The sequence below is a fragment of the Bradyrhizobium sp. SZCCHNR1017 genome (genome assembly GCF_032381375.1).
Classification (GTDB): domain Bacteria; phylum Pseudomonadota; class Alphaproteobacteria; order Rhizobiales; family Xanthobacteraceae; genus Bradyrhizobium.
This window is the reverse complement of sequence record NZ_JAUHIR010000021.1, coordinates 85,139-111,602: the sequence shown is the minus strand read 5'-3', so window position 1 is coordinate 111,602 and position 26,464 is coordinate 85,139. Positions and strand designations below refer to the sequence as shown.

At 63.6% G+C, this 26,464-nt stretch carries 20 protein-coding genes and 3 pseudogenes; 3 read left to right on the top strand and 20 right to left on the bottom strand.

From position 1 onward, the window contains the following. Positions 1–221: 221 nt before the first annotated feature. From QW863_RS32630 to QW863_RS32545, 19 genes and pseudogenes are all read right to left on the bottom strand, one after another. Positions 222–752 (bottom strand): annotated as a pseudogene (locus QW863_RS32630) (IS630 family transposase); the annotation flags it as partial. Between the two features lie 16 nt (positions 753–768). Further along, the gene (locus QW863_RS32625; RefSeq protein WP_315769817.1) at positions 769–1,281 is read right to left on the bottom strand and encodes a hypothetical protein; all 513 of its coding nucleotides are present in this window, start codon (positions 1,279–1,281) and stop codon (positions 769–771) included. Then, the gene (gspM, locus tag QW863_RS32620; protein WP_315769815.1) at positions 1,278–1,802 is read right to left on the bottom strand and encodes a type II secretion system protein GspM; all 525 of its coding nucleotides are present in this window, start codon (positions 1,800–1,802) and stop codon (positions 1,278–1,280) included. Before gspM ends, QW863_RS32625 begins: the two co-directional genes overlap by 4 nt. Positions 1,803–1,843: 41 nt before the next feature. Further along, positions 1,844–2,986 carry a PilN domain-containing protein gene (locus QW863_RS32615; protein WP_315769814.1) on the bottom strand — a complete coding sequence of 381 codons (1,143 nt, stop codon included), beginning with the start codon at positions 2,984–2,986 and terminating at the stop codon, positions 1,844–1,846. Between the two features lie 16 nt (positions 2,987–3,002). Further along, positions 3,003–4,778: a GspE/PulE family protein gene (locus tag QW863_RS32610; RefSeq protein ID WP_409978000.1), complete on the bottom strand. Its 1,776-nt coding sequence runs from the start codon at positions 4,776–4,778 to the stop codon at positions 3,003–3,005. A gap of 11 nt (positions 4,779–4,789) precedes the next feature. After that, positions 4,790–5,617 (bottom strand): type II secretion system protein GspK, encoded by an 828-nt coding sequence (locus QW863_RS32605; protein WP_315769813.1) that lies wholly within the window; start codon positions 5,615–5,617, stop codon positions 4,790–4,792. Positions 5,618–5,625: 8 nt separating this feature from the next. Continuing rightward, positions 5,626–6,300 carry a prepilin-type N-terminal cleavage/methylation domain-containing protein gene (locus QW863_RS32600; RefSeq protein WP_315769812.1) on the bottom strand — a complete coding sequence of 225 codons (675 nt, stop codon included), beginning with the start codon at positions 6,298–6,300 and terminating at the stop codon, positions 5,626–5,628. A gap of 9 nt (positions 6,301–6,309) precedes the next feature. Further along, entirely contained in the window at positions 6,310–6,738 is a 429-nt protein-coding gene (locus tag QW863_RS32595; RefSeq protein ID WP_315769811.1) for a type II secretion system protein, read from the bottom strand. After that, positions 6,735–7,238 (bottom strand): type II secretion system major pseudopilin GspG, encoded by a 504-nt coding sequence (gspG, locus tag QW863_RS32590; RefSeq protein ID WP_315769810.1) that lies wholly within the window; start codon positions 7,236–7,238, stop codon positions 6,735–6,737. Before gspG ends, QW863_RS32595 begins: the two co-directional genes overlap by 4 nt. Positions 7,239–7,253: 15 nt before the next feature. Continuing rightward, positions 7,254–7,724, bottom strand: coding sequence for a GspH/FimT family pseudopilin (locus QW863_RS32585; RefSeq protein WP_315769809.1), 471 nt, complete (start codon positions 7,722–7,724; stop codon positions 7,254–7,256). Then, entirely contained in the window at positions 7,721–8,941 is a 1,221-nt protein-coding gene (locus tag QW863_RS32580) for a type II secretion system F family protein (RefSeq protein WP_315769807.1), read from the bottom strand. Before QW863_RS32580 ends, QW863_RS32585 begins: the two co-directional genes overlap by 4 nt. Then, positions 8,941–11,193: a type II secretion system secretin GspD gene (gspD, locus tag QW863_RS32575; protein ID WP_315769806.1), complete on the bottom strand. Its 2,253-nt coding sequence runs from the start codon at positions 11,191–11,193 to the stop codon at positions 8,941–8,943. The genes QW863_RS32580 and gspD overlap by 1 nt, the downstream gene beginning before the upstream one ends. A gap of 539 nt (positions 11,194–11,732) precedes the next feature. Further along, positions 11,733–11,984 carry a hypothetical protein gene (locus QW863_RS32570; protein ID WP_315769805.1) on the bottom strand — a complete coding sequence of 84 codons (252 nt, stop codon included), beginning with the start codon at positions 11,982–11,984 and terminating at the stop codon, positions 11,733–11,735. Between the two features lie 76 nt (positions 11,985–12,060). After that, positions 12,061–12,447 (bottom strand): helix-turn-helix domain-containing protein, encoded by a 387-nt coding sequence (locus QW863_RS36060; RefSeq protein WP_409978001.1) that lies wholly within the window; start codon positions 12,445–12,447, stop codon positions 12,061–12,063. Positions 12,448–12,572: 125 nt separating this feature from the next. Continuing rightward, positions 12,573–13,058 carry a hypothetical protein gene (locus tag QW863_RS32565; protein WP_315769804.1) on the bottom strand — a complete coding sequence of 162 codons (486 nt, stop codon included), beginning with the start codon at positions 13,056–13,058 and terminating at the stop codon, positions 12,573–12,575. 4 nt (positions 13,059–13,062) lie between these two features. After that, positions 13,063–18,588, bottom strand: a complete 5,526-nt coding sequence (locus QW863_RS32560; RefSeq protein ID WP_409978002.1) for an RHS repeat-associated core domain-containing protein — start codon at positions 18,586–18,588, stop codon at positions 13,063–13,065. A 67-nt stretch (positions 18,589–18,655) separates the two neighbouring features. After that, on the bottom strand, positions 18,656–21,349 hold the full coding sequence (locus tag QW863_RS32555) for an FG-GAP-like repeat-containing protein (protein ID WP_315769802.1): 2,694 nt from the start codon (positions 21,347–21,349) through the stop codon (positions 18,656–18,658). Positions 21,350–22,042: 693 nt separating this feature from the next. Beyond that, positions 22,043–22,264: a hypothetical protein gene (locus QW863_RS32550; RefSeq protein ID WP_315769801.1), complete on the bottom strand. Its 222-nt coding sequence runs from the start codon at positions 22,262–22,264 to the stop codon at positions 22,043–22,045. Beyond that, positions 22,261–22,407 (bottom strand): annotated as a pseudogene (locus QW863_RS32545) (transposase domain-containing protein); the annotation flags it as partial. The pseudogene QW863_RS32545 and the gene QW863_RS32550, both read right to left, overlap by 4 nt. 123 nt (positions 22,408–22,530) lie before the next feature. Between QW863_RS32545 and QW863_RS32540 the strand changes: the two are divergent. From QW863_RS32540 to QW863_RS32530, 3 genes are read left to right on the top strand one after another with little or no spacing between them, the layout of a single operon-like run. Then, positions 22,531–23,772: a tyrosine-type recombinase/integrase gene (locus QW863_RS32540; protein ID WP_315769800.1), complete on the top strand. Its 1,242-nt coding sequence runs from the start codon at positions 22,531–22,533 to the stop codon at positions 23,770–23,772. Then, a complete protein-coding gene (locus tag QW863_RS32535; protein WP_315769799.1) occupies positions 23,769–24,695 on the top strand; it encodes a tyrosine-type recombinase/integrase in 927 nt (308 codons plus the stop codon). The genes QW863_RS32540 and QW863_RS32535 overlap by 4 nt, the downstream gene beginning before the upstream one ends. Next, positions 24,692–25,693 (top strand): tyrosine-type recombinase/integrase, encoded by a 1,002-nt coding sequence (locus QW863_RS32530; protein ID WP_315769798.1) that lies wholly within the window; start codon positions 24,692–24,694, stop codon positions 25,691–25,693. Before QW863_RS32535 ends, QW863_RS32530 begins: the two co-directional genes overlap by 4 nt. A gap of 139 nt (positions 25,694–25,832) precedes the next feature. On the opposite strand, the pseudogene QW863_RS32525 reads toward QW863_RS32530, so the two are convergent. Next, a pseudogene (locus QW863_RS32525) lies at positions 25,833–26,460 on the bottom strand (transposase); the annotation flags it as partial. Between the last annotated feature and the right edge of the window lie 4 nt (positions 26,461–26,464).

The window sequence follows — 26,464 nt, the reverse complement described above, 5'->3', positions numbered from 1 at the left end:
CCGCTACGGCGCTATTTGGGAGCGCGCGTCCGGGCGGCTTTGCTCCACCGAGCTACACCACCTCCGGGGACACGACCCCAAGTAGCCCTTCTGGCCGGACCATTGCGGTGACGGCGATCGAGTTCTGTGTGCAGATTCGCAACTATCAACACCGACATTCACGGGAGGTTGCGGTTCGACCACGGCAACGCGAGGCTGCCACTCCCTCGAGCGTGCTGTTTTTATACGGAAACATAACCTGAGTTCCGGATAGTTGGCACATCCCTCCTTCTGAGAAGAGATCGAGGAGTTCTCCTGCCTTTTGCCAAGTTGCTGCAATAGTGCCGGCTCTGCGGCCCGCATCAGGTGCTTGAGCTTGGCAAAGACCTCCTCGATAGGATTGAGATCCGGGGGCTGTAGGGAGGCAGGAATAGGAGGTGCGCCCCTCTGGCGGAGATGATGGCGCGAGCTGCCTTACCTTTGTGGCTTCCGAGATTGTCGAGGATTACGACATCCCCCTTGGTCAAGGTCGGAGCGAGCTCCTTCTCGACATAGAGCGTGAAGAGTTCGCCATTGATCGGTCCATCGATTACGCAGGGTGCTGAGATCCGGTCGCAGCGAAGTGCCACGATGAAGGTCATCGTCTTCCAACGACCGAACGGTGCGGATGCCTCGAGCCGCTGCCCGCATGGTCCCCAGCCGCGCAGCGGAGCTATGTTGGTCTTGATCCAGGTCTCATCGATAAAGACTAGGCGGGAGGTATCAATGCGATGGACCGTTGGATCGGGTTCAGTTTCGAGGATAGAGCTGCAATTCGATCGCGCGCCCCGCCTGCTCGATCCAAACGCCTGACGCCTCGATCGATGTCACCCGCCATCCCTGGAATGTCTCGTTCTCGTTAATCCAGGAGCCTGCTCCGGTCTTGCTCAGCAGATACGCCTTGCTCGTGCCGCCGTTGATCATGACGCCACCGACCGCGAGGCCCGGATCAGCGGCGACCGGGGGCGGAGCGACCACCGGCATCGGCGGTGGCGGCGCGGGTGGGAGCGGAACGAACGGCTCGCGCGACTTCTGGAATACCGGATGGGCCAGGATCTCCGCATATGTCTCGAGCGGCTGCCGTCCAGCCACGCTTGCCATGGCGCGGGGCACCGGCGCGTCCCACGCCGCGCGGCCGGCGCCGGGGGCTTCTCCGCCCACGACGAGCGTCGCGAGCCTCGCTCCGAGCAGCACATCGAGACACGCCAGGAGCCCTAACACGCCGGCCAGCGGCGTCACCCGCCATCGCGCCAGGCTCCTCATTGGACGGCACCGTAGACGTCGAGCTGTGCCTGAAGCACCGGCTCTTCGGCTACTCCCGGGCGCATGGCAGGTCCGCTCTTCAGCACCGCATTGGCAATGAAGAGATACGGCTTTGCGCTTTCGATGGCGTGAACTGCGCGCATGACGGCCGGCAGCGGTCCCGACAGGTCGATGCGCGCGCCGCTGTACTTGATCTGGTCGACGGTCCGGCCCGGCAGCGATTGAATCGCGCGGGACTGGGCGCCGGCATTGCCCATGATCGCCTTCAGCTTCGTCTGCAGGTCGGCGGCGATCACGTTCTCATTCGCGCCTGTCAGGAACTCCCCGTTCTGGAGCTGCGACTCGGTTTCGGAGGCAAGGCCCGCGACGGCCGAAGCCTGCGCCGCGATCGCGCTCAGCCGTGCCAACAGCGCCTGCTGCTGCTGGATCCGCGCCTCCCGCTCGGCGAACATCGCCGCGATCGGCGCCACGAAGCCCCAGAACAGCAGCGCAAGAAGCGCGAGGTTGACGACGATGAACAAGCCGTGGCGCCCGAGCTCGTCCCTGCGCCTAGTTAATGCGCTCATGGCGCTACCTCCTTGAAGGCATCCGGCACGCGAATCCTGGCCTGCAATGAAAAGCGCTCCCGGCTCTCGATCGGATCCATCGCCACCGGCGATGTCAGCGCGGCGTCCGCAAACAGTTTCGATCCAGCGAGCGTGTTGATCAGGCTCGGCGCCGCCGCCGAGAACCCGGTCATCGTGACCGATGCGCTGCGCAGGTTTGGGCCCTCCACGATCCGCAGTTCGGTCAGCCAGGAATGCTTCGGCAGAATGCGCGAGGCTTCGTCCCAGACGTCGATCAATCCCGGCACTTCGCTGCGCTGCAGACGCAGGCGCGACAGCGTCGTCCGCTGCTCCCGCAATTGATCCACCAGGACGCGAACGCGCTCGGCGCCCTTGCGGGCGACAACGATCTCGGCATCGAGCCTATCCAGCGTGGCCTGTTGCCGGGCGAACGTTAGCGCCGCGATGCCGGACCCAAGAAGGACGGCGAGCGTACCGAGCACTGCGATCACAACGGTGGAGGTCTTGCGGGCAGCAACAGGACGCGTCAGTCGGATCGAGGGTGAGGCCTGATCGTCGCCGAACACGACGAAGTCGATCTGGGCGACCGCAAGCCCCAGCTGATCTGCGGCTAGCTTAACGTGATGGCGCCGCGTCACCCATTGCCGAACCGCGATCCGGCCGTCAGGCGATGTGGCGGTCACGTGGTCGCAATAGATGTCCTCCGCCTTGAACGGAGTCCGGCGCAACAGGTCCTGCGGCACGATGGTGTCGATCGCGCCCTTTGCCTCGCGCGGCAGCACGAGATCGCGACCGAAAACACTGTCCGCCGGCAGACGCAGGCCGAGATCGACGTCGCGCCGATCCAGACCATGACGCTGCAGCATGGATGCGATCGCTGTTGTCACCTTACCTGCATGGGTGGTTTCGCCAGCCTGCACTCCTGATCGCGGATCGTGCAACCGAAGCCGGACCTCCATGTCGTCGCGATCGACCAGAAGTCTCGGCCGGCCGGCCGGCGCCAGCGCGGCCACGAAGCGTTGCGGCAGCAGATCGACCGCTTCCCGGCACCACCAGGCGAACGCCGATTGCGCCCAGTCGCGTGGACTCGCCGCACGAACCGTGGCCAGCAACGCTCCCTTGTCCTTGCTCTCCTGCATCGCTTGTTCCGCCGCCCTATCCCATGCGCGTCGCGCGCAGGACCTCATCGATCGTGGTCTCGCCGCGCCAGACCTTCCGGACGCCGGTCTCGTACATGCTCTGCATGCCCTGGTCGCGGGCGGCGCGCTCGATCGCGGTGTCCGACGCCTTGGCCAGGATCAGGCTCTGACATGCCTCGTCGATGACCAGCATCTCCGCGATGGTCGAGCGTCCGGAGAAGCCGACATCGCTGCAATCGGAGCAGCCGAGCGGCTGGCGAATGTCGGGCTGCGAAAGCGCACGGAGCCCGGTCACGGAGCGCTCGAAGCTCTCCGCCCAATAGGCGGCCTGCGGATGTTGATGGGAACAACGGGGGCAGAGCCTCCGCACCAGACGCTGCGCAATCACGCCCTTCAGCGTCGAGGCCAGCAGATAGTTCTCGACGCCGATGTCGATCAGGCGGGTGATCGCGGACGCCGCATCGTTGGTGTGCAGCGTCGACAGCACGAGGTGACCGGTCAGCGAGGCCTGGATGGCGATGCGCGCCGTCTCGAGATCGCGGATTTCGCCGATCATGATGATGTCAGGATCCTGCCGGAGCATCGAGCGCAGCGCATGGGGAAACGTCAGCCCGATCTCCGACTGGACCTGGACCTGATTGATCCCCGGCATCTGATACTCGATCGGATCCTCGACCGAGAAGATCTTGCGTTCGGTGCTGTTGAGCGCCTTCAGCGCCGTATACAGCGTCGTGGTCTTGCCGCTGCCGGTCGGTCCGGTGACCAGGATGATGCCGTTGGGCTGCTGCAGCAGCGCCTGCAGCGTCGCGATATGCTCAGCGGAGAATCCTAGCTCGGCAAAATCCAGGCTGACGCGATTGCGGTCGAGCACGCGCAGCACGACGCTTTCGCCGAAGGCCGTGGGGATCGTGGAGACGCGGAAGTCGATGTCGATGCCGCGGACTGCGATCTTGATGCGCCCGTCCTGCGGCAGGCGCCGCTCGGCAATGTCGAGCTTCGACATGATCTTCACGCGGGAGGTGATCGCAGCACGCAGGTCCACCGCGAGCACCTGGACCACGCGCAAGGCGCCGTCGATGCGATAGCGGACGAGCACCTGGTCGACATTGGGCTCGATGTGGATGTCCGATGCCCTCGCCTCGACGGCGTTGGTGATGATCTGGTTGACAAGGCGGATGATCGGCGCCTCGCTGGCAAGGTCGCGCAGCCGCTGCACGTCGGATTCATTGGCCTCGGCGCCGCCGGTCGCGCGCGCTTCCTCGCCGCGCGACAGCGCCGGGTAGAGTGCCGCACAGGCCTTGTCGAAATCTGCCGCCGTGAACAGCCGGATGTCGACCGAAAGGCCCGTGAGGAAGGCAAGCGCCCGGATCGGATCGTGGTTGAACGGATCGGTGACGCCGACGGCGAGCCGGCCGTCGCTGCAGCCGAGCGGCAGCACATGATTGTGACGCACGAACTCCGCTTCGACCAGCTCGGGCAGCACAACGTCGATCGGGACCTGATCCGGACGCACCAGATCGAGCGCCAGGAATTTCGACAAGGCGGCGACCAGACCGGCCTCCGACACCAGACCGAGCTTGGTCAGCACGGTGTCGAGCCTGTCTCCGGTGGTTTGCGCCGCGCGTCCGGCACGGTCGAGGCTCATACGATCGACGATGCCTTCGGCCCGCAGGAAGTCGCCAAAACTCTGCAACAGCACGGTCCGGTCCATGTCGGGCATGGAGCGGTGCAGCTGCGCGCGCGGCTCCTCGATGTCTGCGGCGAAGGCGTCGTCCCGCTGCGTCGCAGGCATTGCGGGTCCCATCATCGCGTCCCCCAGCTCAGCACCCAATAGGGCTGCTGCGGATTTTCCGTCAGGCGCACCGCGACCTCGCCTTCGACCACGCGCGAAGCCTGGGAAAACTCGGTCCGGATCGTGAAGGCGCGGCCACGCAGCGCCGTCATCGGGCTGCCTTCGGCGAGGCCGGATCTGGCGCCGTCGCGCGCGGCCAATGTCGCTTCGGCACTCTGCGCGGTCATGCCGGGCAGCGCGCGCAGCACCTCGCGCGGTGCCAATTGCGGATCGACGAACTGCCGCCCCGAATGGACCGTGAGCGCCGGCGCGATCCGGGCGAAGATCGAAGGTGTCATGTCCATGACCAGGAGCAGCTCGTCGACGCTTTGGAACGGACCGTTGCGCGGATGATAGGCGGCGTTGCGCGACGCGTAGTCCCGGTCCTTGACGCCGTTCAGATGCTTCAGCGACGTTGCGGTTCGCCAGTCCACGATCTTGTCGGCCAGGTCAGCGGCGGCCCGCGCGTCCAGCCCTGCTGATAGCAGCAGGCTGTTCAGCATTGCCTCATCGGTCTGGTTGAGGTCGACCCGTCCGAGCTCGTCCTGAATCCGGATGCCGATCTGCGTGCCGTTGAAATCGAGGGTGTAGAGACGGCCGTCGGCGCGCCAGCGGCGGTCCGCCCGGGCATCGAGCAGACCGTCGATGGCGGCGTTCACGCCGGCCTCGACGAGCGCACCGAGAGAGGCCTGATCGACCCCGTTACGGGCAAGGCCATAGGACACGCTGCTCGACCATGACAGCGACAGTGCAATCGCCGTCAGCAGCGCGAGCCCCCAGAGAACCGACAGCACCGGCATGTCGCCCCCTATCGCCCGCGACAGCGCATCGTGAGCGCGTCGTAGACGCAGGCCACATCGGCCTGCACCCGCGGCGCGATCACGAGCTCCGGCCAGTGACGGGCATCGCCGGGACGCATCAGGACCCGCAGCCGGATCAGGCCGGGAGCCTCGCTCTGATCCTTCCAGCTTGTGCTCCAGGCCGCATTGGCGTCTCCCGTTGCTCTTGCCGCATAACTGAGCTCGATCCGATCGATGTCGGACACCAGCAGCGTCCGCTCGGTGTCCTGCTTCACCGCCAGTTCGGGCCGGGACTGCAGAACGAGATCGACCCCGTCACGCCTGCGGTCGGCGAACAGCTTGAAGCGGAAGCGGCCGGCCCCACCGGACACGGCCGGCGCGTCGCTGAGGAACTCGAGGCTCTCGGCCTGGCCGTCGATATCGATGCGCCGCTGCGCCGCGCCTTCGCCCAGCATCATCGGATAGAGATTGCCGATCAGCCGCCGCAGTACGTCCTGCGCCGCGAGCTCACGCTGGAACGACTCCGCGCGGGCGCTGCCGCTGCGCCAGGCCTGCACGCCGAATTTGAGATTGTCGAACAGCAGGACGGCGAGCAGGCTGAACAGCGCCAGCGCAACGAGAACCTCGACCAGGGTGAAGCCGGCGTCGCGATCATCCATCCCGCTTGCTTTCGGCGACGTCATCGGCCTGGCTCACTGCGACTTGGAGACTCTGGGCCCGAGGCGAAGCGTCGAGAGCGCATAGGAGCGCGGGTCCTGCCCTTCCAGCCAGCCGATCTCGACCGAGACCTGATACAGCTCGACCGGGCGTGCATCGCCGCCTTGCGCCGGCCGAAAGGGCTGCATCGCAAGGCGCCACCGATAGCCGTTCGCCGCGGCGCCATCGCGCGTCTCGGTGCGCAGCGGAATCGAATTGCCGACTTGGGCCATGAGCGACTGCGCCAGCGCAACGGCACCAGCCACGCGTTCGGCCATGCCCGTTCGTGACAGTCCGGTCGAGAACAGGCTCATCACCAAAGCGAGGCCGACCGACAGCATGGCCAGCGCAACGAGGACCTCCACCAGCGTGAAGCCGGCGTCGTCGCCGTCCGCGTGCTTCATCTCTGCCGTGGCGGGAGTCACGGCTGCCAGCTCGTCACATTGGCCGTGGCCGAGGTCTCGTCCTCACGTCCCTCGGGCCCGAGCGAGACGATGTCGTAGGTGCCGTGCTGTCCCGGGAATCTGTAGACATAGGGCCGTCCCCACGGATCGTTCGGGACCAGGGTGCCGCTGAGATAGGGCCCGTTCCAGGTGGTCGCGGTGGCCGGCTTCTGCACCAGCGCCCCGAGCCCTTCGGCTGCGGTCGGATAGCGGCCGTTGTCGAGGTGATAGAGGTCGAGCGCCGAGGACAGGCTGCGGATCTGGATCCGCGCCGTCTTGAGCTTGGAGTCGGAGAGATAGCTCAGCACGCGCGGGCCGACGAGACCCATGATCAGGCCGATGATGGTGATGACGACCAGCATCTCGACCAAGGTGAAGCCGGCCTCGCCATCGCGGCCTCTGCGTAAACGAAGCCGGAATTGCCCGCGCCACGCGGCCACGCGCAGCTTCACGGCATCACGACATTTCATCCATCCCAACATGATCGTCCCCTCCCCTCAACACGTCGCGGCGGTCCGCACCGTCCCTGTCAGCCATTCGACACAGAGCCTGATATGATGCCCGTTCAACTCCAGGCTCAGATCGCCGCCGGTCGACGAGCCGTCCGGAAAGAACCGGAAGCCGCCCACGGCGGCGCCCACGCGCGTCGCGGCGGCATAGGTCAGCTTCGCCTGGATGTCCGGCGCAAAGGTGCGCGGCCGGACGACGTCCGAGCTGAAGGTCCGGCGGTCGACGTCGATGGTCAAGGTCATCACGCGGTTCTGCACGATCGCAGCCGAGCGCGTCGCGCGCAGCGCCGACGCAATCTCGCCTGTCGCCGCATCGAGACTCACCGTTCCGGCGCCGCGTGATAGCAAAGGGACAGCGGCGGATACCGTCAGCGCCAGGATGACGAGCACGGCCAGCATCTCGACCAGCGTGAAGCCGGCGCTCGCCTCGTCCCGTCCCACTGCCGCCCGCGCGCTCATCGCCCCGCCAGATCATTGATACTGAGGACGGCGTTCATCACCGGCATGATCAGCGCGCCGATGATCAATGCGATGCCGACCGTCATCGCCGGCGTCAACGCCGCCATGAAGCGATCGACGCTGGTCTGCAGCTGCTTCTCCAGCATCTGCGCCACGCGCAACAGCATTCGGTCGAGCTTGCCCGCCTCCTCGCCGACCGCGATCATCTGCAGCGCGACGGCCGGCAGCGCGACCTCGTTGCGCAGCGCGCGGTGCAACGCTGTGCCCTGCTGGATCCGCTCGATCGCCTGTTCCATGCCGGCGCGGAGATGACGGTTGTCGACGACGTCGCTCGCCGATTTCGTCGCCGCTATCAACGGCACGCCGGCCATCAGCATCGTACCGAGCGTGCGGGCGAAGCGCGCGGTGTCCTGCTGCAGAAGGAAGCCGCCGAGCAGCGGCAGCTGCAGCGCGAGCCGGTCGAGACGCCGGCGGCGGCCGGGATCGGTCAGCACGAATGTGACGACCGCCCCCCCAGCCACGATGGTGGCAACGCTGCCGACCACGATCTCGAGCCAATGCGCCTTCAAGGCCAGCATCAGCTGGATGGTCAACGGCAGCGGCTTGCCGCTCTGGGTGAAGATCGGGGCCATCGACGGGATCACGCCGCCAACGATGATCGCGAGCGTTGCGAGGCTCAGCACGATCAGCATCGCGGGATAGATGAGCGCCGACTGGATGCGTGCACGGATCTCCGCCCGCCGCTCCAGGAGCTCGGCGAGCTCGCTCAGCACCTGTGCCAGCCGCCCGCCGCTCTCGCCGGCGCGCACGACAGCGACATAGTCGGCCGGGAAGATGCGCGGCTGCGCCTGCATCGCCTCCGACAACGGGCGGCCATTCAGGACATCGGCGAGCAGCGCCTCGACCAGGGTGCGCAGCCGCGCTGCCGAGGCCTGCGTCTGCACGATGCGCAAGGCGTCGTCCATTGGAATGTCGGCCGCGCAGAGCGTGGCGAACTCGCGCGTGAAGGCCAAGAGGTCCGCGCGCGCCGCGCCATTGCCGAGCGTGATCTCGCGGTTCCACCATGCCGTACCGGCGCTATCGGCGGCCTGCATCTGGAACGGCGACAACCCCTGCGCCCACAGCGTCGCGCTCGCCGCATCCGCGGACGCAGCCTCGATCGTCCCCTCCGCGAAAGAGCCGTCGGTGCCGTAGGCGCGGTAGCGGAAGCGCGGCATCAGTCGAGAATCCTGCGTCCGGTGTCCTCGACCCGCCGCCGCGCCGGCTGCCGGCGATGCGGCCCCTCGATCGCCATGAAGTGGCGGTACTCCTCGGTCACGCTGCGCGCCTCGTCGAGGCTGCGCATCACGTGCGGCCGGATCAGGATGATCAGCTCGGTCTTGCCGATGACGTTGTCGCGACTACCGGCGAAATTGCCGATAAATGGGATGTCGCCAATGATCGGCAGCTGGCTCCGGCCGGTCGTGCGGCCCTCCTGGATCAGCCCGCCCAGCACCAGCGCGTCGTTGTCGTTGACGACCACCGATGTCCTGATCTTGCGCTGCCGGATGGTCGGCGAATCGATGTTCGACGACGTGGTCGGCGCCACGCTCGACACCTCCTGCTCGATGTCGAGCAGCACCCGCCCGCTCTCATTGATGCGCGGGATGATCGACAGGATCACGCCCGTATCCTTGTAGCTCACCGTATTGACGATCGGCGCGCCGGGCGTCAGGGTGCCGGTCGCAGACTGCGTCGTGATCGGCACCTGATCTCCGATCTGCAGCACCGCCGGCTTGTTGTCCATGACCGCCAGCGACGGCGAGGACACGATGTTGACGTTGGTGATCTGGTTCAGTGTGTCGATCGTGGCAGCGATGTTGGCCGCTGTCAGCGCGTAGGAAAAGCCGGGAAACACCGAGCTCACGGCGCCGGAGGCCGCCTCCGTCAGGGTGAATTTCGAGCTGTGCTTCTGCATGTACCATTGCACGCCGAACCGCAGCTCGTCGTTCAGAGTGACCTCAGCGATCGTGGCCTCGATCAGCACCTGGTTCGGCATCTGGTCCAGCCGCTCGATCACCTGCAGCACGCGCTTGTAATCGGCATTCGCCGCCTCGATCAGGATCGCGTTCTTGGCCTCGTCGGCCACGATCCGCAGCCGCGGCCCATCCGCATCGCCGTCGCGGCCGGTGGGTGCAGCCGGAGCCGCCGCCGGCATGACGCTCGGCGCAGCAGCCACCGGCGCCGCATTGCGCATGCCGCCGAAGCCGCCACTGGTCGCGCCGAGCCCGCCGGTGAAGGACGGCGACGACGATCCGGACAGCCCGCCTCCGGAGGGCGACGGCTGCGACTGCACGCTCGCCTCCTGATAGTTCGGCGCCACGGTGCGCCGCGCGGCCGTCGTCTGCGTATCGGTCGGGAACATCGACTGCAGCACGTCGACCAGTTCCTGCGCTCGCCGGTTCTGCACGGCATAGGTGAAGAGCTGCTTCTCGCTGCCTTGCGCCTGCGCGTCGAGTTTGCGGATCCAGGTCTCGGCGCGGCGCAGATACTGGATCTGTGGCGAGATCACCAGGATCGAGCGCAGCCGCTTGTTGGGCACGAACTGCACCATGCCGGCCATCGGCCCGTCGCGGTCGGAGGCAAATACGCTCTTCAGCTCGGTGGCGATCGCATCGGGCGCCGAGGTCTTGACCGGGATCAGCGCGAACGACATGCCCTTCATGGTGTCGACGTCGAACAGCGCGATCGCATCCATCATCGCCGCGATCTCCTGGCGATTACCCGAGAGCGTGATCAGATTGCGCGCATCATCGACCCGCACCACCCCGCCGCGCGGCGCGATCGGCTCGACCACGCGCCGGATCTCGGAGGCTGAGACATATTTCAGCTGCACCACCTGCAGCCCGTTGCCAACCATCTCGCCGCTGTCAACGACGTCATCGGTGCGATAAGCGCCCGAAGTCGCGGTCTGGTCCGCCGCCACGATGCGATAGATGCCGCGATTGTTGACCACGGCCGCATTATTGGCCCGCAACGCCGCCTGGAACAGATCGATCACCGCCGACCGCGCCACCGGCTTCGGCGTCTGGATCGTGACCCGCCCCTCGATCCCCGGATCGACCGTGTACTTGACCCCGAGAATATCCCCCAGCACCGTCTTCGCCGCCTGCGGCACCGGCACGCCAGCGAGATTGATGGTGACGCCGTCAGCGACATCATCCGCACCGCGCGGCACGGCCCCGGTCGCCGGCTCCCCGACGAACCGTCCGGTGCCTTCCATCACAGTGGCAGGACCACCTCTGTTATCGTCGAGCAGCGGCGAACCCGAGACCCTGCCGGCCCGCGCATTCCCCGCGGGCGATCGCATCGCCGCCTGCGCCTGCGCGGCCGATCCCGCCTCCGCAGCATTCGTGCTCCAGGCAAACGACGACGTGCCCTCCTCAACGGTCTGACACGCCGACAGCGCCAGCACCACCGGAAGCGCCACCCAACCGCGCCAGCAAGCCTCACCACGCACTGCCGTTCACCCCAACCCGAAGCAGCCATGGCTGCTCAACAACTAACAGACGGAGTCTAGAGGGTTTTGGTGGCGAGCGATATTGCTAGCAGGACACGTAAGGGGAGTCATACACATGCTTTGATGTGCGGAAGAACGACAAAACACGATACACAACCTTTAGTTGTATTTTTTACAAACGTAACTTCGACCAGACTTCACCTGCTCGTCGATCACCATGAACGCCGCATGCACCGCCCAATCAACTAATTACGTGCACTGTCACCGCAATACCCAGTGAAGGCCGCACAGGTGAACTGCGAGCCCTGGTCGGTGTTGAGGGTCTCCGGCTTGCCGTGACGCGCGATAGCATCCTCCGCACACACAATCACCTCGACTTCGAACAGCTGCGCTGCCCGTCAACTAACAAGCAGTGTCTAAGGCGTTTTCGTCACCAGAGAAATTGCTTGCGGGATGCGTCAATGAGTCATGCACATGCCTTACTGCAACACTTTGCAGAGACCACAGCTTCACACAGCCCATAGGGGTACACGACCATAACTCGTTTCAGCCAAATTCTGCGCGTCGCTGAAACGCCACACCGCCAGCCAGGTGCGTCGCGACACGAGCTCGTCTTCAAGACGACAACTAATTAAATGCACTGTCAACGTAATTCCCGAGGCATTGCCGGCTCCTTTGATGAGATCGCCTTCCCAATGCCCTGGGAATTCTGGGCCCAACACGTCGACTGGCCTCTCATAGATCGAGATCATCCCGATCATGCCGCGGCGCTTGTCCGTCCGGCGGCTCAAGGGCAATCGCTGACTGTGATGTCGACGCAGAACGCTGACGAGTTCTCTACGGATTCACCACGAAGCAACACGTAGATCGCCCGACAGATCTTCTCGTGAGAAACCGTCGGCAAATGAGGTCCCGCTGCTGCTCGTCGTCACGCTGCCGGCGGAGCTTGCCGCAAATCTGTCGAGGTGACCAGCCACGCCGGGCACGCGCAAACACCCAGGCCCGCAACGCCGAACCTTCCCGCAGCTTTGCCAGGCCACGGCGTCGACGCAACCGACTCGCACACCCTGCGAGACATGCATCGCACTCTTCGCCATCCTCGCTATTGCGCGAAATCTCCCGCGATAGTGTTGACGCTGAACGACCGAAGTCCCGGGCGGTCGACCGCAGACCTTCGCCCTTCAACATCCGGTTATGAAGCTCGTTGCGCTCCGTCGCGCTCAATTGGCTCTATTGTCGCCCCATGCTCACCCTCGATGTATGTATGGGGGTGTTGCGCTCCAAATTGGAATCCGCCTTAGACAGGACCCTGTTACCGAACCCCCAATCACCGGCCTGTCGTCGCCGCCTCATCTACCAACCTCAGACTCACCCGATATTTTCTTAAGCGCGCGACGCATGTCTAAGACGGCATTCGAAGATACCCCGAACTTACCAAATTTCTCATCAACTGCGAAACCGACGTTATCTATTGCTGCCTGTAGTGCACCCCGAACGGGCTTAGCTGGCGGGCCTATATCGCCCAATGTGATCGCAGCAAAAGCCACGACGATGTCTGATCGATCTTTGAGCAGGGAAGCGATAGCCCTTAAAGATTCGTCGCTTATTGATTCCACAGCTTTGCGATCTTGCTGTTTGACGAAAGCAGATAACTGGCGCGCCGCCTCAACGCGCCGAGCGTCCCGCTCTTGCGTTTTCACCTCGTTTACAAGGGACTGAATTTTTAGATCAACCGCTTTCGACTTCGCGTGGCCGACTGTTGCAACCGCAGAGAAGACCAAAGAGAGCATTACTACGAAGATTCGACCAGATCGAAACTGAGCATGTAGATTCATTGGATCACCACTGCGACTCGATGCTGCGCTTAACAGCATTTGTTGCACGACCGAGCCCCAGCTTAGGATCAATTCTTGTTGCGGGAAGTCCGTTGGCCATCCCCACAGATCCTGCCTTAAATGTAGACGGCAGAGCGAGCCCTTCATAAAAACGAGCTTCCGTACTCAAACTGACGTATCCTGTTGTCCCACTATTCGGAAAACCGACCAAAGCATCAGAAGATGGAACTGAACGGACGCTCCCCTTAGGCACGTACCATGCCTCGAAATACGTCTCTTTTTTATACGGTTGTATCCCTTCGACTTCATAGCTGAATTCGACTTTCTGTATTATATATCCTCCTCGCTCGGAGGGGGCTGATAGCTTCCACTCGATCGTCCACGCAAAATCTCCAGTGGCCGTATGCTCTCTGGATATTGTGTCGTACAAGAGGGACCTAGGCTGCTGCCCGCCGCGCATCTGCGCATTTGCGTTCTCCCAATCTTCGCTTGCTTTTTCGTAACTGACCGCGGCTAGATACTGGAACGCACCCGTTATCGCGCCATTCGCAAACTTTCCACCGCCGGCAACCGAAGCCAGACCACCTGCCGTAGCCTGCACGATCGTGCCGCCGGCAAGATCTCCCATATCCGCTCTTGCGTTCGGAAAGAGCGTATTCGTCAGTGGATTGAATGCTGCACTTACCGCTGCTGCAGCCGCTCCAGATCCACACGATCCACCTGATATCACCGACGAGGCGCAGCCGATCGCGGCGCTTCCTGCGATGTTGGCTGCGTAGAGTCCCGGATTGATGTTCGCGAACGACATCGTTCCAGCCAGCGTGGCGCCACCAAGTTGTTGGAACGCGAATGTCGACATCGCCGCGATTGCGCCGGCTTTGATGATATCGCCCAGATTGCCACCGGACAGGCCGGTCACGATCGCCGCCGCCAAACCAGCCGCGATCGGACTCCCTCCCATGCCGATCGTCAGCGCGATCTGCAGGATCGACCGAGCAATCGCGTTGGTCTGGAAGAAGTGGGTGACTGCACGCCAAGCGCTGCTGAACGCCTTGCCGATCGCATTCCAGAAGCAGCCGAGGATGCAGTGGCCGTTGGGATCGGTGAAGGTCAGGGGGTCGTTGCCGACATAGGAATAGCGGTTCCAGCCCTGTGTGCTGAACGGAAACTGAGTGACCGTGTCGGCGCTGGTGAAACGTGCCAGCAGTGGATCGTAGACACGGCCGTTCATGTGAACGAGGCCAGCGACCGACAACTGCTCATGATCGGTGAAGCCGCGCGTGGTCTGGCTGGTGATGCTGCCGGTGGTATCGTCAGAGCCGTCGACGTTGCGGCGCTTGCCCCAGGCGTCGTAGCTCAGGCGCTCGACCAGCAGGCCATTCTCGTCTGAGATCGCCGAGATCGAGCCAAGATGGTCGGTGTGGAAGTAGCGCGTGGTGACGGTCGTGCTGCCGCCCGAAGTCTGCGCCACCCGCATGCCGACGCGGGCGTTGCCGACCAGGAGATAGTCGGTCCATTTCTGTGTGATCGCACCGGGGTTCTGCACCTCGGCCGCGACGCCAAAGGCGGCAATGTAGAGCGTCGTGCCCTCCGGTGTCACCTGCTTGACGCGCTGGTGGTCGGTGTCGTCGACGAAGGAGATCGTCCGCGCCCCCTGCGTGATGCTCGCGGGCTTGTTGTAGGAAGTGTAGACGATACTGCGGCCGAGACCGGAGGTCTGGTTGCCGTTGGCATCATAGGTGAAGGTGGCGCTGATCGTGCCACCCGAGACGCTGGTGACCGCGTGGGGGCGCGGCTGTCCCGCCGCCGGATAGGTGTAGGTGCCGACATCCGACTTGGTCAGAATGTTGCCGATCGGGCTGTAGGCGAACGTCTTAACCAGCGGCGCCGTGTTGACGCTGGTGGTCGACGTCGTCAGCCGGCTTAGCGCGTCATAGACGAAGCTCTCGCTGACATTTGTATTGGCATCGCTCCGCGAGGTGAGATTGCCGAGCCGGTCGTAGCCGAAGCTCTGGTTCTGCACGGCGCCGTTGACGCCGGTGGCGACGCTGAGCAGCGATCCCGTCAGCGGATCGAAGCCACGGGTCGTGACCAGGCCATTACCTGCCGTCTGCTGGGTGAGGTGCCCCTCGGCATCCATCGCATAGGCCGTCCAGTAGGACTGGCCGCTGGCATCGTCCTGCAGCTGGTTGGCGAAGCCGAGGCCGTTGTAGCCATAGCGCGCGGTGAAGCCGGAGGGATAGCTGACCTTGGTCAGCCGGCTGTTGGCGTCGTAGGTCGCGCCCATCGTGTAGGTCGCGCCATCGATGGTGGTCACGACCTGCAAGGGACGGCCGAGGCTGTCATAACTGACGCTGCGGGCAAAGCCGTTGCCGGAGCCTGAGGTGATGCCGGTCGAGGCCAGCTTGCCGATGCCGTTGGCGGCGGTGTCGTAGGTCCAGACCGAGGTCATGTCCGGCTCGACCCGCTGCACCGTCCGGCCCAGCTTGTCATAGCTCACGCTGACCACCTGCCCCTTGGCGTCGGTCTGCGTGGTCAGCTGCCCCAGCGTATTGTAGGTGTAGCTCCAGACGCCGAGATCCGGATCGGAGCTCGATATCTTGCGCCCCCTGATGTCGTAGCTCGCAGTGACGACATTGCCGACCGGATCCGTGGTCTGCACCATGTTGCCGACCGCGTCATAGGCGGCGGTCAATGTCTGGCCGAGCGCATCGGTGACAGAGACCACCTGGCCCTGGCTGTTCTTGACCGTCGTGCGCGTCTGGTTGAGCGCGTTGGTCTCAGTGGTCGTGAGACCATGAAAGGCCGCCTGCGACACGCTGCCGTCTGGCTGCGTCGTCGTCACCACCCGGCCCAGCGTATCGTAGGTGAAGGTCGTATAGCGCGGCGTGCCGCCGTTCGCGAAATACGGCCGACTGGTCTGCGTCACCCGTCCGAGTGCATCATAGGTCTTGGTGGCCTGGACAATGCTACCGTCGAAGCCCTGGGTCTGGCGACCGATCTCGCGCTCCAGTGCATCGAAGAACACGGTCGCCACCGGTGCGATCACGGTCGAACCGTCGGCTGCGTAGGAGGTCTCCTGAATCAGATAGCTCGCGCCTGAAATACAGCTCGCGGTGCCGCCATTGACGCCGCTGCAGAACTGGTAGGACCAGCGGGTCTGGGTGCCGTCCGGCGACACGACCTGAGTCTTGCGGCCGAACTCGTCATAGCTGAAGGTCGTGGTCAGACCGTTCGGTCCGGTGTGGCTGGTCGGCTGGCCGAAACGCAGGTCGTATTGGAAGCTCTCGCTCTGCCCGAGCGCATTGGTGTTCGACGTGCCGAACTGTCCCCGCGCGTCATAGGTGCTCGAGCTCGAACGGCTGACGATATCGGCGCCGCTGACGGTCACGGTCTGCTTGTGGCCGAAGGCGTCGTAGACATAGTCCGTCTGCAGCCGCAGCGCCGGGGTATCCGGCTCGACGACTTCCTGCGTCAGCAGGCCCGAAGCGGCGTCGTAGGAGAACGACGATGTCCGGGTGATGGTGTAGATGTCGGCGACCGGCGTCGATCCTGACCCTGAGCCGGTCGACGGCGTGTAGGTGATGACGATGATGCCCTGCGCGCCGGCCGTTCCCGCCGTGTTGACGCCGGAGCCGCCCGGACCACCGGCGCCGTAGAGACCCGCAGACCCGTTCGCTGCGCCTGGTCCGCCACCGCCGCCGCCACCACTGCCACCGCCGCCGCCCGAGCCATGTGTCGCATCCCACTCGGACCCGGTGCTGCCGCTGCCACCAGCGTTGTTGATCCAGGCGCTGCCGTCCCAATAGCCCGAACCACCGCCGCCGCCGTTGCTGCCGACACCGCCGGGAACGCGGATCGTGCCTGCGCTACCGCCTCCCGTTCCCACGTAGTTGTTGCCGCCCGCGCCCGCGCCGGCGCCGTTCGTGCCGCCGCCATTGCCGCCGCCGCCGGCGCCCGAGCCGTTCTGTCCGCTGGAGCCGCCATTGCCGCCATTGCCGTTCGGTCCCGCAGCGCCGCCGCCGCCACCACCACCATTACTGCTCGCACCGGAGTTGCCGCCAGCGCCGCCCGAGTATCTGACCGTGCCAACGCCGCTGCCTGCGGTGCCGCCAGCACCGCCACCGGCCGCGTTGAGGCCGCTGCTGGCCTGCCCGGAGTTCCCGCCCTTGGCGCAGACCGACTGCCACAGACATGTCGTGCCGGTGCCATTGAAATACGTGTCACCACCGCCCGCGCCTGCATTGGCGGCGCCGCCGCCAGCGCCGCCAAGACCGATCCGATAGCTGACGCTCGAGCCAGGTTGCAGCGACAGGTTGACGGCCTTCGAATAGGCGCCGCCGCCACCGCCGCCTGCTCCCTCGGAAGAGGCATTGGATCCGGCGCCGCCACCACCGCCGGCGATCACCTCGACGGTATTGTTCGCGCTGTTCCAATCGCTCGGGACCGTCCAGCTCGAGCCGCTCGTCAGATAAATCCGCGTTGCCGATGAGGGCGGCGGCGGAGCGGGCGTGTAGTTTATGACGATGATTCCGGACGCGCCGGGCATGCCGGCGGTGTTGTTGCCGGAGCCGCCGGGGCCGCCCGCGCCATAAAGCGCGGCTGCGCCGTTCGCGGCACCGGCGCCACCGCCGCCGCCCGCCCCACTGCCACCACCGCCTCCAGAACCATGGGAGGCGTCCCACTCCGTTCCGGTGCTGCCGCTGCCGCCGGCATTATTCACCCAGGCGCTGGCATTCCAGTAGCCCGCCCCGCCGCCGCCGCCACCACTGCCATTGCCGCCCGGAGCTCCGGCGGAGCCTGCAGTTCCTCCACCGACGCCGGAGATGTTGTTGCCGCCGGCGCCGGCGCCGACACCGCTCGCGCCGCCGCCATTGCCGCCGCCGCCGGCGCCCGAGCCGTTCTGGCCGGAGGCGCCGCCATTGCCGCCATGCCCCAACGGGCCCGCGGCTCCGCCGCCGCCGCCGCCGCCGTTGCTGCTGGTGCCCGAGTTGCCACCCGCGCCGCCTGAATATCTTACGGTCCCGATGCCGTTGGCCAACGCGCCGCCTTGGCCGCCGGCCGCCGCATTCAACCCACTGCTGTTCAGGCCCGCGCCGCCGCCTTTGGCACAGACCGACTGCGCCTGACAGATCGTTCCGGACCCGTTGAAGTAGGTGTCACCTCCGCCGGCACCGGCATTCGCGGCGCTGCCGCCCGCGCCGCCAGGACCAACCCGGTACGTGATCGATGCGCCCGGCTGCAACGGGAGATTCGATATCTTCGAATAGCCACCGCCGCCGCCGCCACCGGCGCCTTCCGTCGACGCGTTCGACCCCGCGCCGCCGCCGCCGCCGCCGATGACCTCGATGGTGTTGTTCGCGCTGTTCCAATCACTCGGGACCGTCCAGGTCGAGCCGCTGGTGAGGAATATCTGCGCCGCGCCGGCGCCTGACGGGACGGCGGAGCTCATCAACAGAGCGAGCGCCAGCCTCTTCAAACCAGCGAAACGACTTGAACGCGACACACGAAATGACACGGCCTTGAACATGGTCAATTCCTCGGCCTGCAACGGCCAGCGTGAGCTCGATTTCGATCTGAATGGGGAAGATGGGCCGCTATTGCGGTCTGCGACTCGTGACTGTCGCCCGCGTCAATCTGCCGAGATACCAGTTCGACGTATCATTGGCGTACGTGTTGACCGTGGTCTTGCTGTTACCATCGGGCGTCGCTACCACGACCTGCGTCGCATTGCCGAAGTCGTCATACTGATTTGTCGTCGTAACCGTCGGCAGTCCGGAGCCATCCAGATCCGTGCCGCTAGACGTGTTTTGCGTCAGAAAGACACGGTATGGCGCACTGGACGGACTGATTCCCGTTCCACCGCCTGCGTTCAGGCACAGATAGGTGTTGACCGACTGGCCGAGCGTCTGCGCGCCAAGCGTTCGGGTAGCTGAGGACACCATGCCGATGAAGGGGAAATCCTGACGAAAGGTCGTCGTGTCAGCAATGCCGGTTGCCAGATCTTTCACAGTCATCTGGCGAAAACCAAGGTAGCCGCGACCACCCAAATCGAGCTTGGCGCCTGCATAGCTGTAGGACGAGCTGTAGGTACCGCCGACGCCGTTGGATTGGTCCAGCCTGGACGCCACGTAGAGGGCCATCTGCATGTCCAGGATGGGGTAGTTACCATTCGTGTCCTTGGTATAGACTGATCCGTTAGTCATAGGTGTATAGGTGATCGATGCCGTTGCACCGAGCCCACTGGTCACCTGGCTGACCAGATCGCCCGAGCCGCCGTTCGCCGTGAGAGTGTAGATGTAACCGTTGTCCATCAGCGCGAAGTCAGACCGCCCGTCACCGTTGAAGTCCCCCCCAAACACGAAGTAGTTGGCGCTCGGCGGCGCTCCAAAGTTCCAGCTGTTTGGCATGGAGATCGTATTGTAGGCAAAGGATCCATCTCCCTTGCTCAGAAACTGGTAGATATATGGCCCATTGCCCCCGATCAGAACAAAATCGGATCTACCGTCCAAATTGAAGTCACCGGCAATCACGTCAAATCCGGTCGTCGGCGGAGTACCGAAATTCCAACCCGGAATTGCGATCTGCACGTAGTCGAAATTGCCGTCCCCCCTGCTCTGGAACATATAGAGCGTCCCCGCTTTGAGCATCAGCCAATCAGTCTTACCATCTCCATTGAAGTCACCCACGACAGGCATGTAGTCGGACGGGGGGATTCCATCCTCGGGCCAACCGAACCGCCAGCCATTGGTCAGATCAATCTGCCGATAACTGAAGGTGCCATCGCCATTGCCAAACGCCTCGTAAAGCGTTGTGCCTCCAAGCATGATGAAATCGGTCTTGCCATCACCATTGAAGTCGCCCGTGATCGGCACATAACGGGTATTCGGATTCCCGAAGTTCCATCCATTATTGATCCAGATCGAGCTGCAACCAAACGAACCAGCTGCATTGCTGATGCACTCGTAGAGATAGTCCTGATTGATCAGGATGAAATCGGTACGGCCATCTCCGTTGAAATCGCCGGAAACCGGAGCGAACGAACCCTGATCCAAGATGGGCCAGTTGGCCGGAGTCTGAACGACTCCGACGCGAAACGTGCCGTCACCGTTACCCAGAAACGGAAAGATCTGCGATGAGTTCACGAAGGCGAAATCGCTCTTCCCGTCTCCATCGAAGTCTCCAACGAACGTCACATACATCGCAGCCGGATAGCCGCCGAAGTCCCAGACGTTCTGCGTCGAATTCACATTGGTGTAGCTGCCATCGCCATTGCTCAGATACGCAAAGATCGACTTGTTCTTCGTCAGGACAAAATCGGTCTTTCCGTCGCCGTTAAGATCCATCAGAACCGGCGTCCAATACTGCATTCGCACGTATGACGATGCGACGAGATTATTCGGATTCGTCGCAACAGACGGCGAGAATGACCCGCCGCCACCGTTACTCCACTGGAACGTCGTTGCCGGAAGACAATTTCCCGAAGCGGCGCACGCCGTCACTGATGTCAATTCGGAATTGCCGCTCGTGCTGCTCTGCTGATAGGAAAGTCGGTAGTCCGAGACCATATTTGCACCGGCATAGGTCTTCACATTGGTCAGGCGAACTACAGTTCGGACGATAGACCCAGCCTGGTAATGCTGAATGACGTCCGGTCGCGACGCATAGGTAAACTGAACAGAGTTATATGGACTGACCCCGGCGACGCTGTTTCCCGTATAGTCGATCCTGCTTGGTAAGGCCTGGCCATTTGCCGCATCGACACTGTAGGTCAGACTCAAATAATTCCCCTTCGTGTCGGTCAACTTGCTAAGGGCCCAAGCCCTCGCGGTCGACTTACCAACTGCAAGGATCTGCGAATCGGTCGTATGGCCAAATTCCATGACCTGTCCCGATTTCGTGCGAACCTCAAACCACGACGGGCCGGTACCCGCGACTCCACGCGAGATCACCCTCGAGAACGATTCGACTTCGGTCCGATATTCGGTACCTTCGGCCCCATAGGCGCCGCTCACTGCAACAAGCCTCTGCCCGTCGAGACAGAAGCGATCGTTTGCATCGAAATTGACGCTGCCCAGCACGCCATCCTGCACGATAGTCCGGGCACAACGCCCGATCGAGGGCAAGCCCCCCAGCGACCAACCGACCCCGACGATGCCGTTTCCGCCCTGACTGTTGTAGTCAAGCGACAAAGATGGCGCGACACCTGCAGATCCCGGCGACAGCGCAATCGGGAGCGAATAGCCTGCAGAGCCGCTCTGGCCGACCGAGACCTTTCCCGGTAGCGACATCGTCTCGGCATAACTTATAGTTGTATTCTGAAAACAAAAAAATGCACTCGCATACGCAAGCGCAGCACTGATTGCTCTACGCGCGCGACGACGTCGAGCGTCGAACTCCAGATCTCTCGTCACCCCTGCCCCCGCAGTCTCTGTACACCCCGAAACACAACAGACATTATTTGTATTTCACGATCAACTGACATTCGAATTTTTTAACAACATGTGGATGAGCGTGGTCTATAAATACAACCTACACCTCCAGGTACCGCACCCTCCTCTACATTTGCGAGCAAAGGTTGTTCGCATGACGCACCCATCGCCGCATTCGACGACACGGCACACAACGCTGAGTACAGAATAACTCCACGACATCCTCGCGCGTGCACGAATTGGACGAATCAGACTCAACGCTTTTGCTGCACGCCCTGCCTCGCTATGAACTCGATGCCGAACTTTGTGAGCCTTGCACCGTCCGCAGGTCTACAGCTCACGTCAGAAGCCGACCTGCACACGTTGCGCTGGATCAGAGCGCTGCAGCGTCGACACGGCCCGAGGAATCGGTTTCTGCTTTCCCTTCAAACCAATCGGGCATGTCCAGCTCCCGCGGAACGCGCATCAATTTCGCGTTCCCGGAAAACACGGTAAGCATCCGTCGTAGGCCGCGGAGGAAGCGGCCGCTGGCTGTCAGCGGGTCAGCGGTTCTCAGATTTCCCTGCGCATCTTGAGGATCTCGATCAAGTTCTCGATGCCGAAGTCGGTGAGGGCCATGACGCCGTCGTCGGCGACGACGTAGACCCAGATGACGCCGTCCTCGATGTCCATTTCACTGGCGACGTCCTGCAGCCAGTCTTCATCTTCGCCGAGGTCCTTCGCGACCTTGGCCACGGTGGTGACGTGATGCACTTTGTTGACGTGCGTGGTCATGCTGCTTGAGCCGAGAGCGCTTTGGCCTGAGGCCCCCACTTCCAGGGCAGAAATCTATCCAGCCGATGCGCCGGATGAGCAGCGATGCGCGCGAGGACATCCGCAAGCCAGGCTTGCGGATCGATGCCGTTCATTTTGGCCGTTTATGCCGCCCGCCGAACTATGCCGAGTTGGGTCGTTTTCCCCAGATTTCTTGCTGACCGGCGTTTGGTCCGTTCGGCATAGTTCGTTCTGTGCCTCCGCTTTCAACAGCGGAGAACAGGAAGATGGAAGTTGAAGAGTACTTGGGCAGCAGCCGGCTGTACCGGCGTCTCAAAAGCGGGTCGCACGGACAACTCGTCGAGCGCTACGCCGCTCGTCTCGTCGAAGAGAGGCTCGTTCGGCATGGCGCGTGGCGTTGCCTCAACGTGGTCAGCGGGCTCCTGAGTTGGATCGCCGGCCGTCGCTACAAGCTGGTCGATCTCGATGAACAGGTCGTTGAGCGGTACCTCCGACATCGAGGCGAGAGGCAGTCTATCCAACCCGGTGACCGAGCCGCGCTCAAGCGATGGCTGTCGGTGCTGCGCGCGGAAGGCGCGATCGCGCCGTTGGTGCTACCACCTCTCACCCCGCACGAACGGATCTTCAAGGAGTTCGATGTCTACCTACGATCAGAGCGCGGCTTGGCCCCGAGATCCATCGTCCGCCATCTCCCGGTCATCCGCAGGTTCCTGCACGAGGTGTGCCCCGGTGGCGCCGCCGCCCTGTGCAAGATCAGCCAAGAAGACGTGATCCGCTACGTTGAGCGCCACGCCCAGGATTGGAGCCCGGGAACAGGCAAGGCGATGCGCTGGTCGTTGCGCGCCTTTCTTCGTTACCTCCACCATCGGGGGCTGAACGCGCGCCCGTTGGCGGATTGCGTTCCGTCGATGCGGCGATGGAAGCTCGCAACTCTGCCGACCTATCTGCCTGCTGCACAGGTGCGGAAGGCTCTCGACGGTTGCGACCGAGAGACGGTCATGGGACGGCGGGACTACGCCATTCTGTTGTTGCTGGCCAAGCTCGGCCTGCGGGCCGACGAGGTCGTGACGCTCACCCTTGATGATATCGACTGGCGCACCGGCGAGATACTCGTTCGCGCCAAGGGCCGACAGCGTGCACGGATGCCGATACCGCCAGACGTTGGCGCGGCCATCGTTGCATATCTGCGCAGTGGCCGCCCAAAGTCGGCGTGCCGACGGTTGTTCGTCCGCACACTAGCGCCGCACATCGGGTTTGCTTCCGGATGTGCGATCACCATGATCGCCAAGGCCGCCCTCGATCGCGTTGGAATCGACGGTTGCGCGCACCGCGGCGCCCATATCTTCCGACACAGTCTCGCTACCGAACTGCTCCGATCTGGCGCAACCTTGTCCGAGATCGGACAGTTGCTGCGGCACGAGAACCACGACACTACCCGGATTTACGCAAAGGTCGATATCGATGCGTTGAGAACATTGAGCCTGCCCTGGCCGGGAGGCGTGCAATGACCAATCTGCGCGCCGCACTCGATAAGTACCTGAGCATGCGCAAGGGGTTGGGCTACAAGTACGAGCACCAGACCCGTCGGCTCGCCGACTTCGTCGCCTTCATGGAGAAGCGCAAAGCCAGGATCATCACGACGAAGCTGGCAATGGAATGGGCAACGCTGCCGCCCGATCGTCATGCATCCTGGGCGCTGCGATTGAGCGACGTGCGCGGGTTCGCGCGCCATGTCGCCAACTTCGATCCGAGAACGGAGGTACCGCCCGTCGGCATGCTGCCCGGATGGAAGCGCGCCAAGCCCTATGTCTACAGCGACGCGGAGATCGATGCGTTGCTGACGGCAGCGCTGGCTCTGCCGCCAGCGGGCGGGCTGCGCCGATGGACCTACCATACCCTGTTCGGGCTGATCGCGGTGACGGGCACGCGTATATCCGAGGCGATGGGCCTGGAGCGTGATGACGTCGACCTCGACGCCGGCGTACTGACGGTCCGGCTGACCAAGTTCGGCAAGTCGCGGCTCGTGCCATTGCATCCGACGACGAGAATCGCGTTGCGCGACTACGCCGACCAGCGCGACGCGATGCTCGGATCACGCTGCGGCTCGACCTTCTTCGTTGCCGAACAGGGAGGCCGCTTGCTGCACCAATACGTTCATCGCGTCTTCTGGCGATTGTCCCGAGAGATCGGGCTGCGGCGCCAAGGTGATCGTACCGGGCCACGCGTGCATGACTTCCGTCATCGCTTCGCCATCCGGACGCTGCTCGACTGGTATCGCGAAGGCAAGGACGTCGAGCAACAACTCCCAGTGCTCTCCACTTACCTCGGCCACGCCTGCGTGCGCGATACTTACTGGTATCTCTCGGCCTGCCCCGAGTTGATGGAAGAAGCGGCGCGGCGTCTCGATCGGCGATGGGAGGTGACGCCATGAAGCCCGCCTGCAATGTCGCCACGTTGATCGAGCGCTTCTTCACCGAGCGCCTCATGCGCCAGCGCAATGTTAGCGGCAACACGATCGCCTCCTACAGAGACACGTTCCGGCTGCTGTTCATGTTCGCTCAGGTGCAGCTGCGGAAGTCCCCATCGGCCCTGACGCTCGCCGATCTGGATGCAACGTTCATCGGCGCGTTCCTCACCGATCTCGAGGTAACGCGCGGCGCCAGTGCGAAGACGCGTAACCTGCGTCTGACGGCCATCCGATCCTTCTTCAGGTTCGTGTCCTTCGAGGAACCGGCACACAGTGCGCTGATCCAGCGCGTGCTCGCCATACCGAGCAAGCGTCACGACAAGCGACAGGTGCACTTCCTGACGCGCCCCGAGATCGAGGCGGTTCTCGCCGCGCCCGATCGAACGACGTGGCTTGGCCGCCGCGATCACACCTTGCTGCTGGTCGCAGCCCAGACGGGCTTGCGCCTCTCAGAGCTGACTGGCCTTGACCGGGATGCCGTCCACCTCGGGTCTGGCGCACACGTGCGATGCGTCGGTAAAGGGCGGAAGGAGCGGACCACTCCGCTGACCACACTCGCTCGGTGTGCGCTCCAGGCATGGCTCAAGGAACCGTTGCGGAAAGGAGCAACAGCGTTGTTCCCGAACGTGCACGGGGGCCGGCTCAGTGCCGACAGCGTCCAGTCCCTGCTGGGAAAGCATGTTCGTGTCGCTCACAAGAGTTGCCCGTCTTTGAAGGCAAAGAGCGTGTCGCCGCACGTGCTGAGGCACAGCGCTGCGATGGAACTGCTGCAAGCCGGCGTCGACTGTTCTGTGATCGCGCTGTGGCTCGGTCATGAATCGGTCGAGACGACGCAGACGTACCTGCACGCCCACCTCGCCCTCAAGGAAGCGGCCCTGGCGAAGCTCAAGCCGTACGAGCCCGGCAAGCGAACCCGCTTCCAGCCGAACGACCGCCTGCTCGCCTTTCTGGAGGCGCTCTGAACGCCAGACTATGCCGAATGGAGTGGGGCTGCCGTGCACGCAATCGACGCGTGCCAGCGTGACAACGGCGCGCCATACCAAACCCGTTCGGCATAGTTCGGCGGGCGGCATAAACGTGCCTATGCCGAGCGCGGCATAGGGCGGTGACGATCAGGCTGTACATGGCCGCGGCGCGCCGACCTCCGCGATCGGAGCCGCAGAACAGCCAGGATTTTCGACCGAGAGCGATGCCTCGCAGGCCACGCTCAGCAGCATTGTTCGAGAGGCAAATCGGCCCGTCATCGAGGAACGCGGTGAAGCTCGTCCAGCGCTTGAGGATGTAGTTGAACGCCTTGGCGATGTCGTGGCCACGGGACAGTTTGGCGAGCTGCTCGCGCATGTAGACCTGCAGATCCTCGACCAGAGGCCGGCTCAGCGTCTGCCGCACCCGAACGCGCTCCTCGGCACTCCTGCCATTGATGGAGCGTTCGATCTCGAACAGCGCATCGATCCGTCGCACCATCTCGACTGCGATCGGCGCGAGCGGGATGTCCTTCTTGCCCGAAGCCTTGCGTCGCGCGTTCTCCTCGATGTCGGCCATGACGAAGAGCGGGCGCCATGACATGGGCTTCGACCAGGCGCAGCAGGGGATCAAGCGCGGCACAGACCGATCCAACTGCGTCCGCCATCGTCGACAGCGCGATCGGCACGCCTTCCAAAGCGTAGCGCTCGGCCTGGCGGTTCATTGGCTGATGCTGGCCGAACTTCTCGAACATGATCATGGCCAACGCG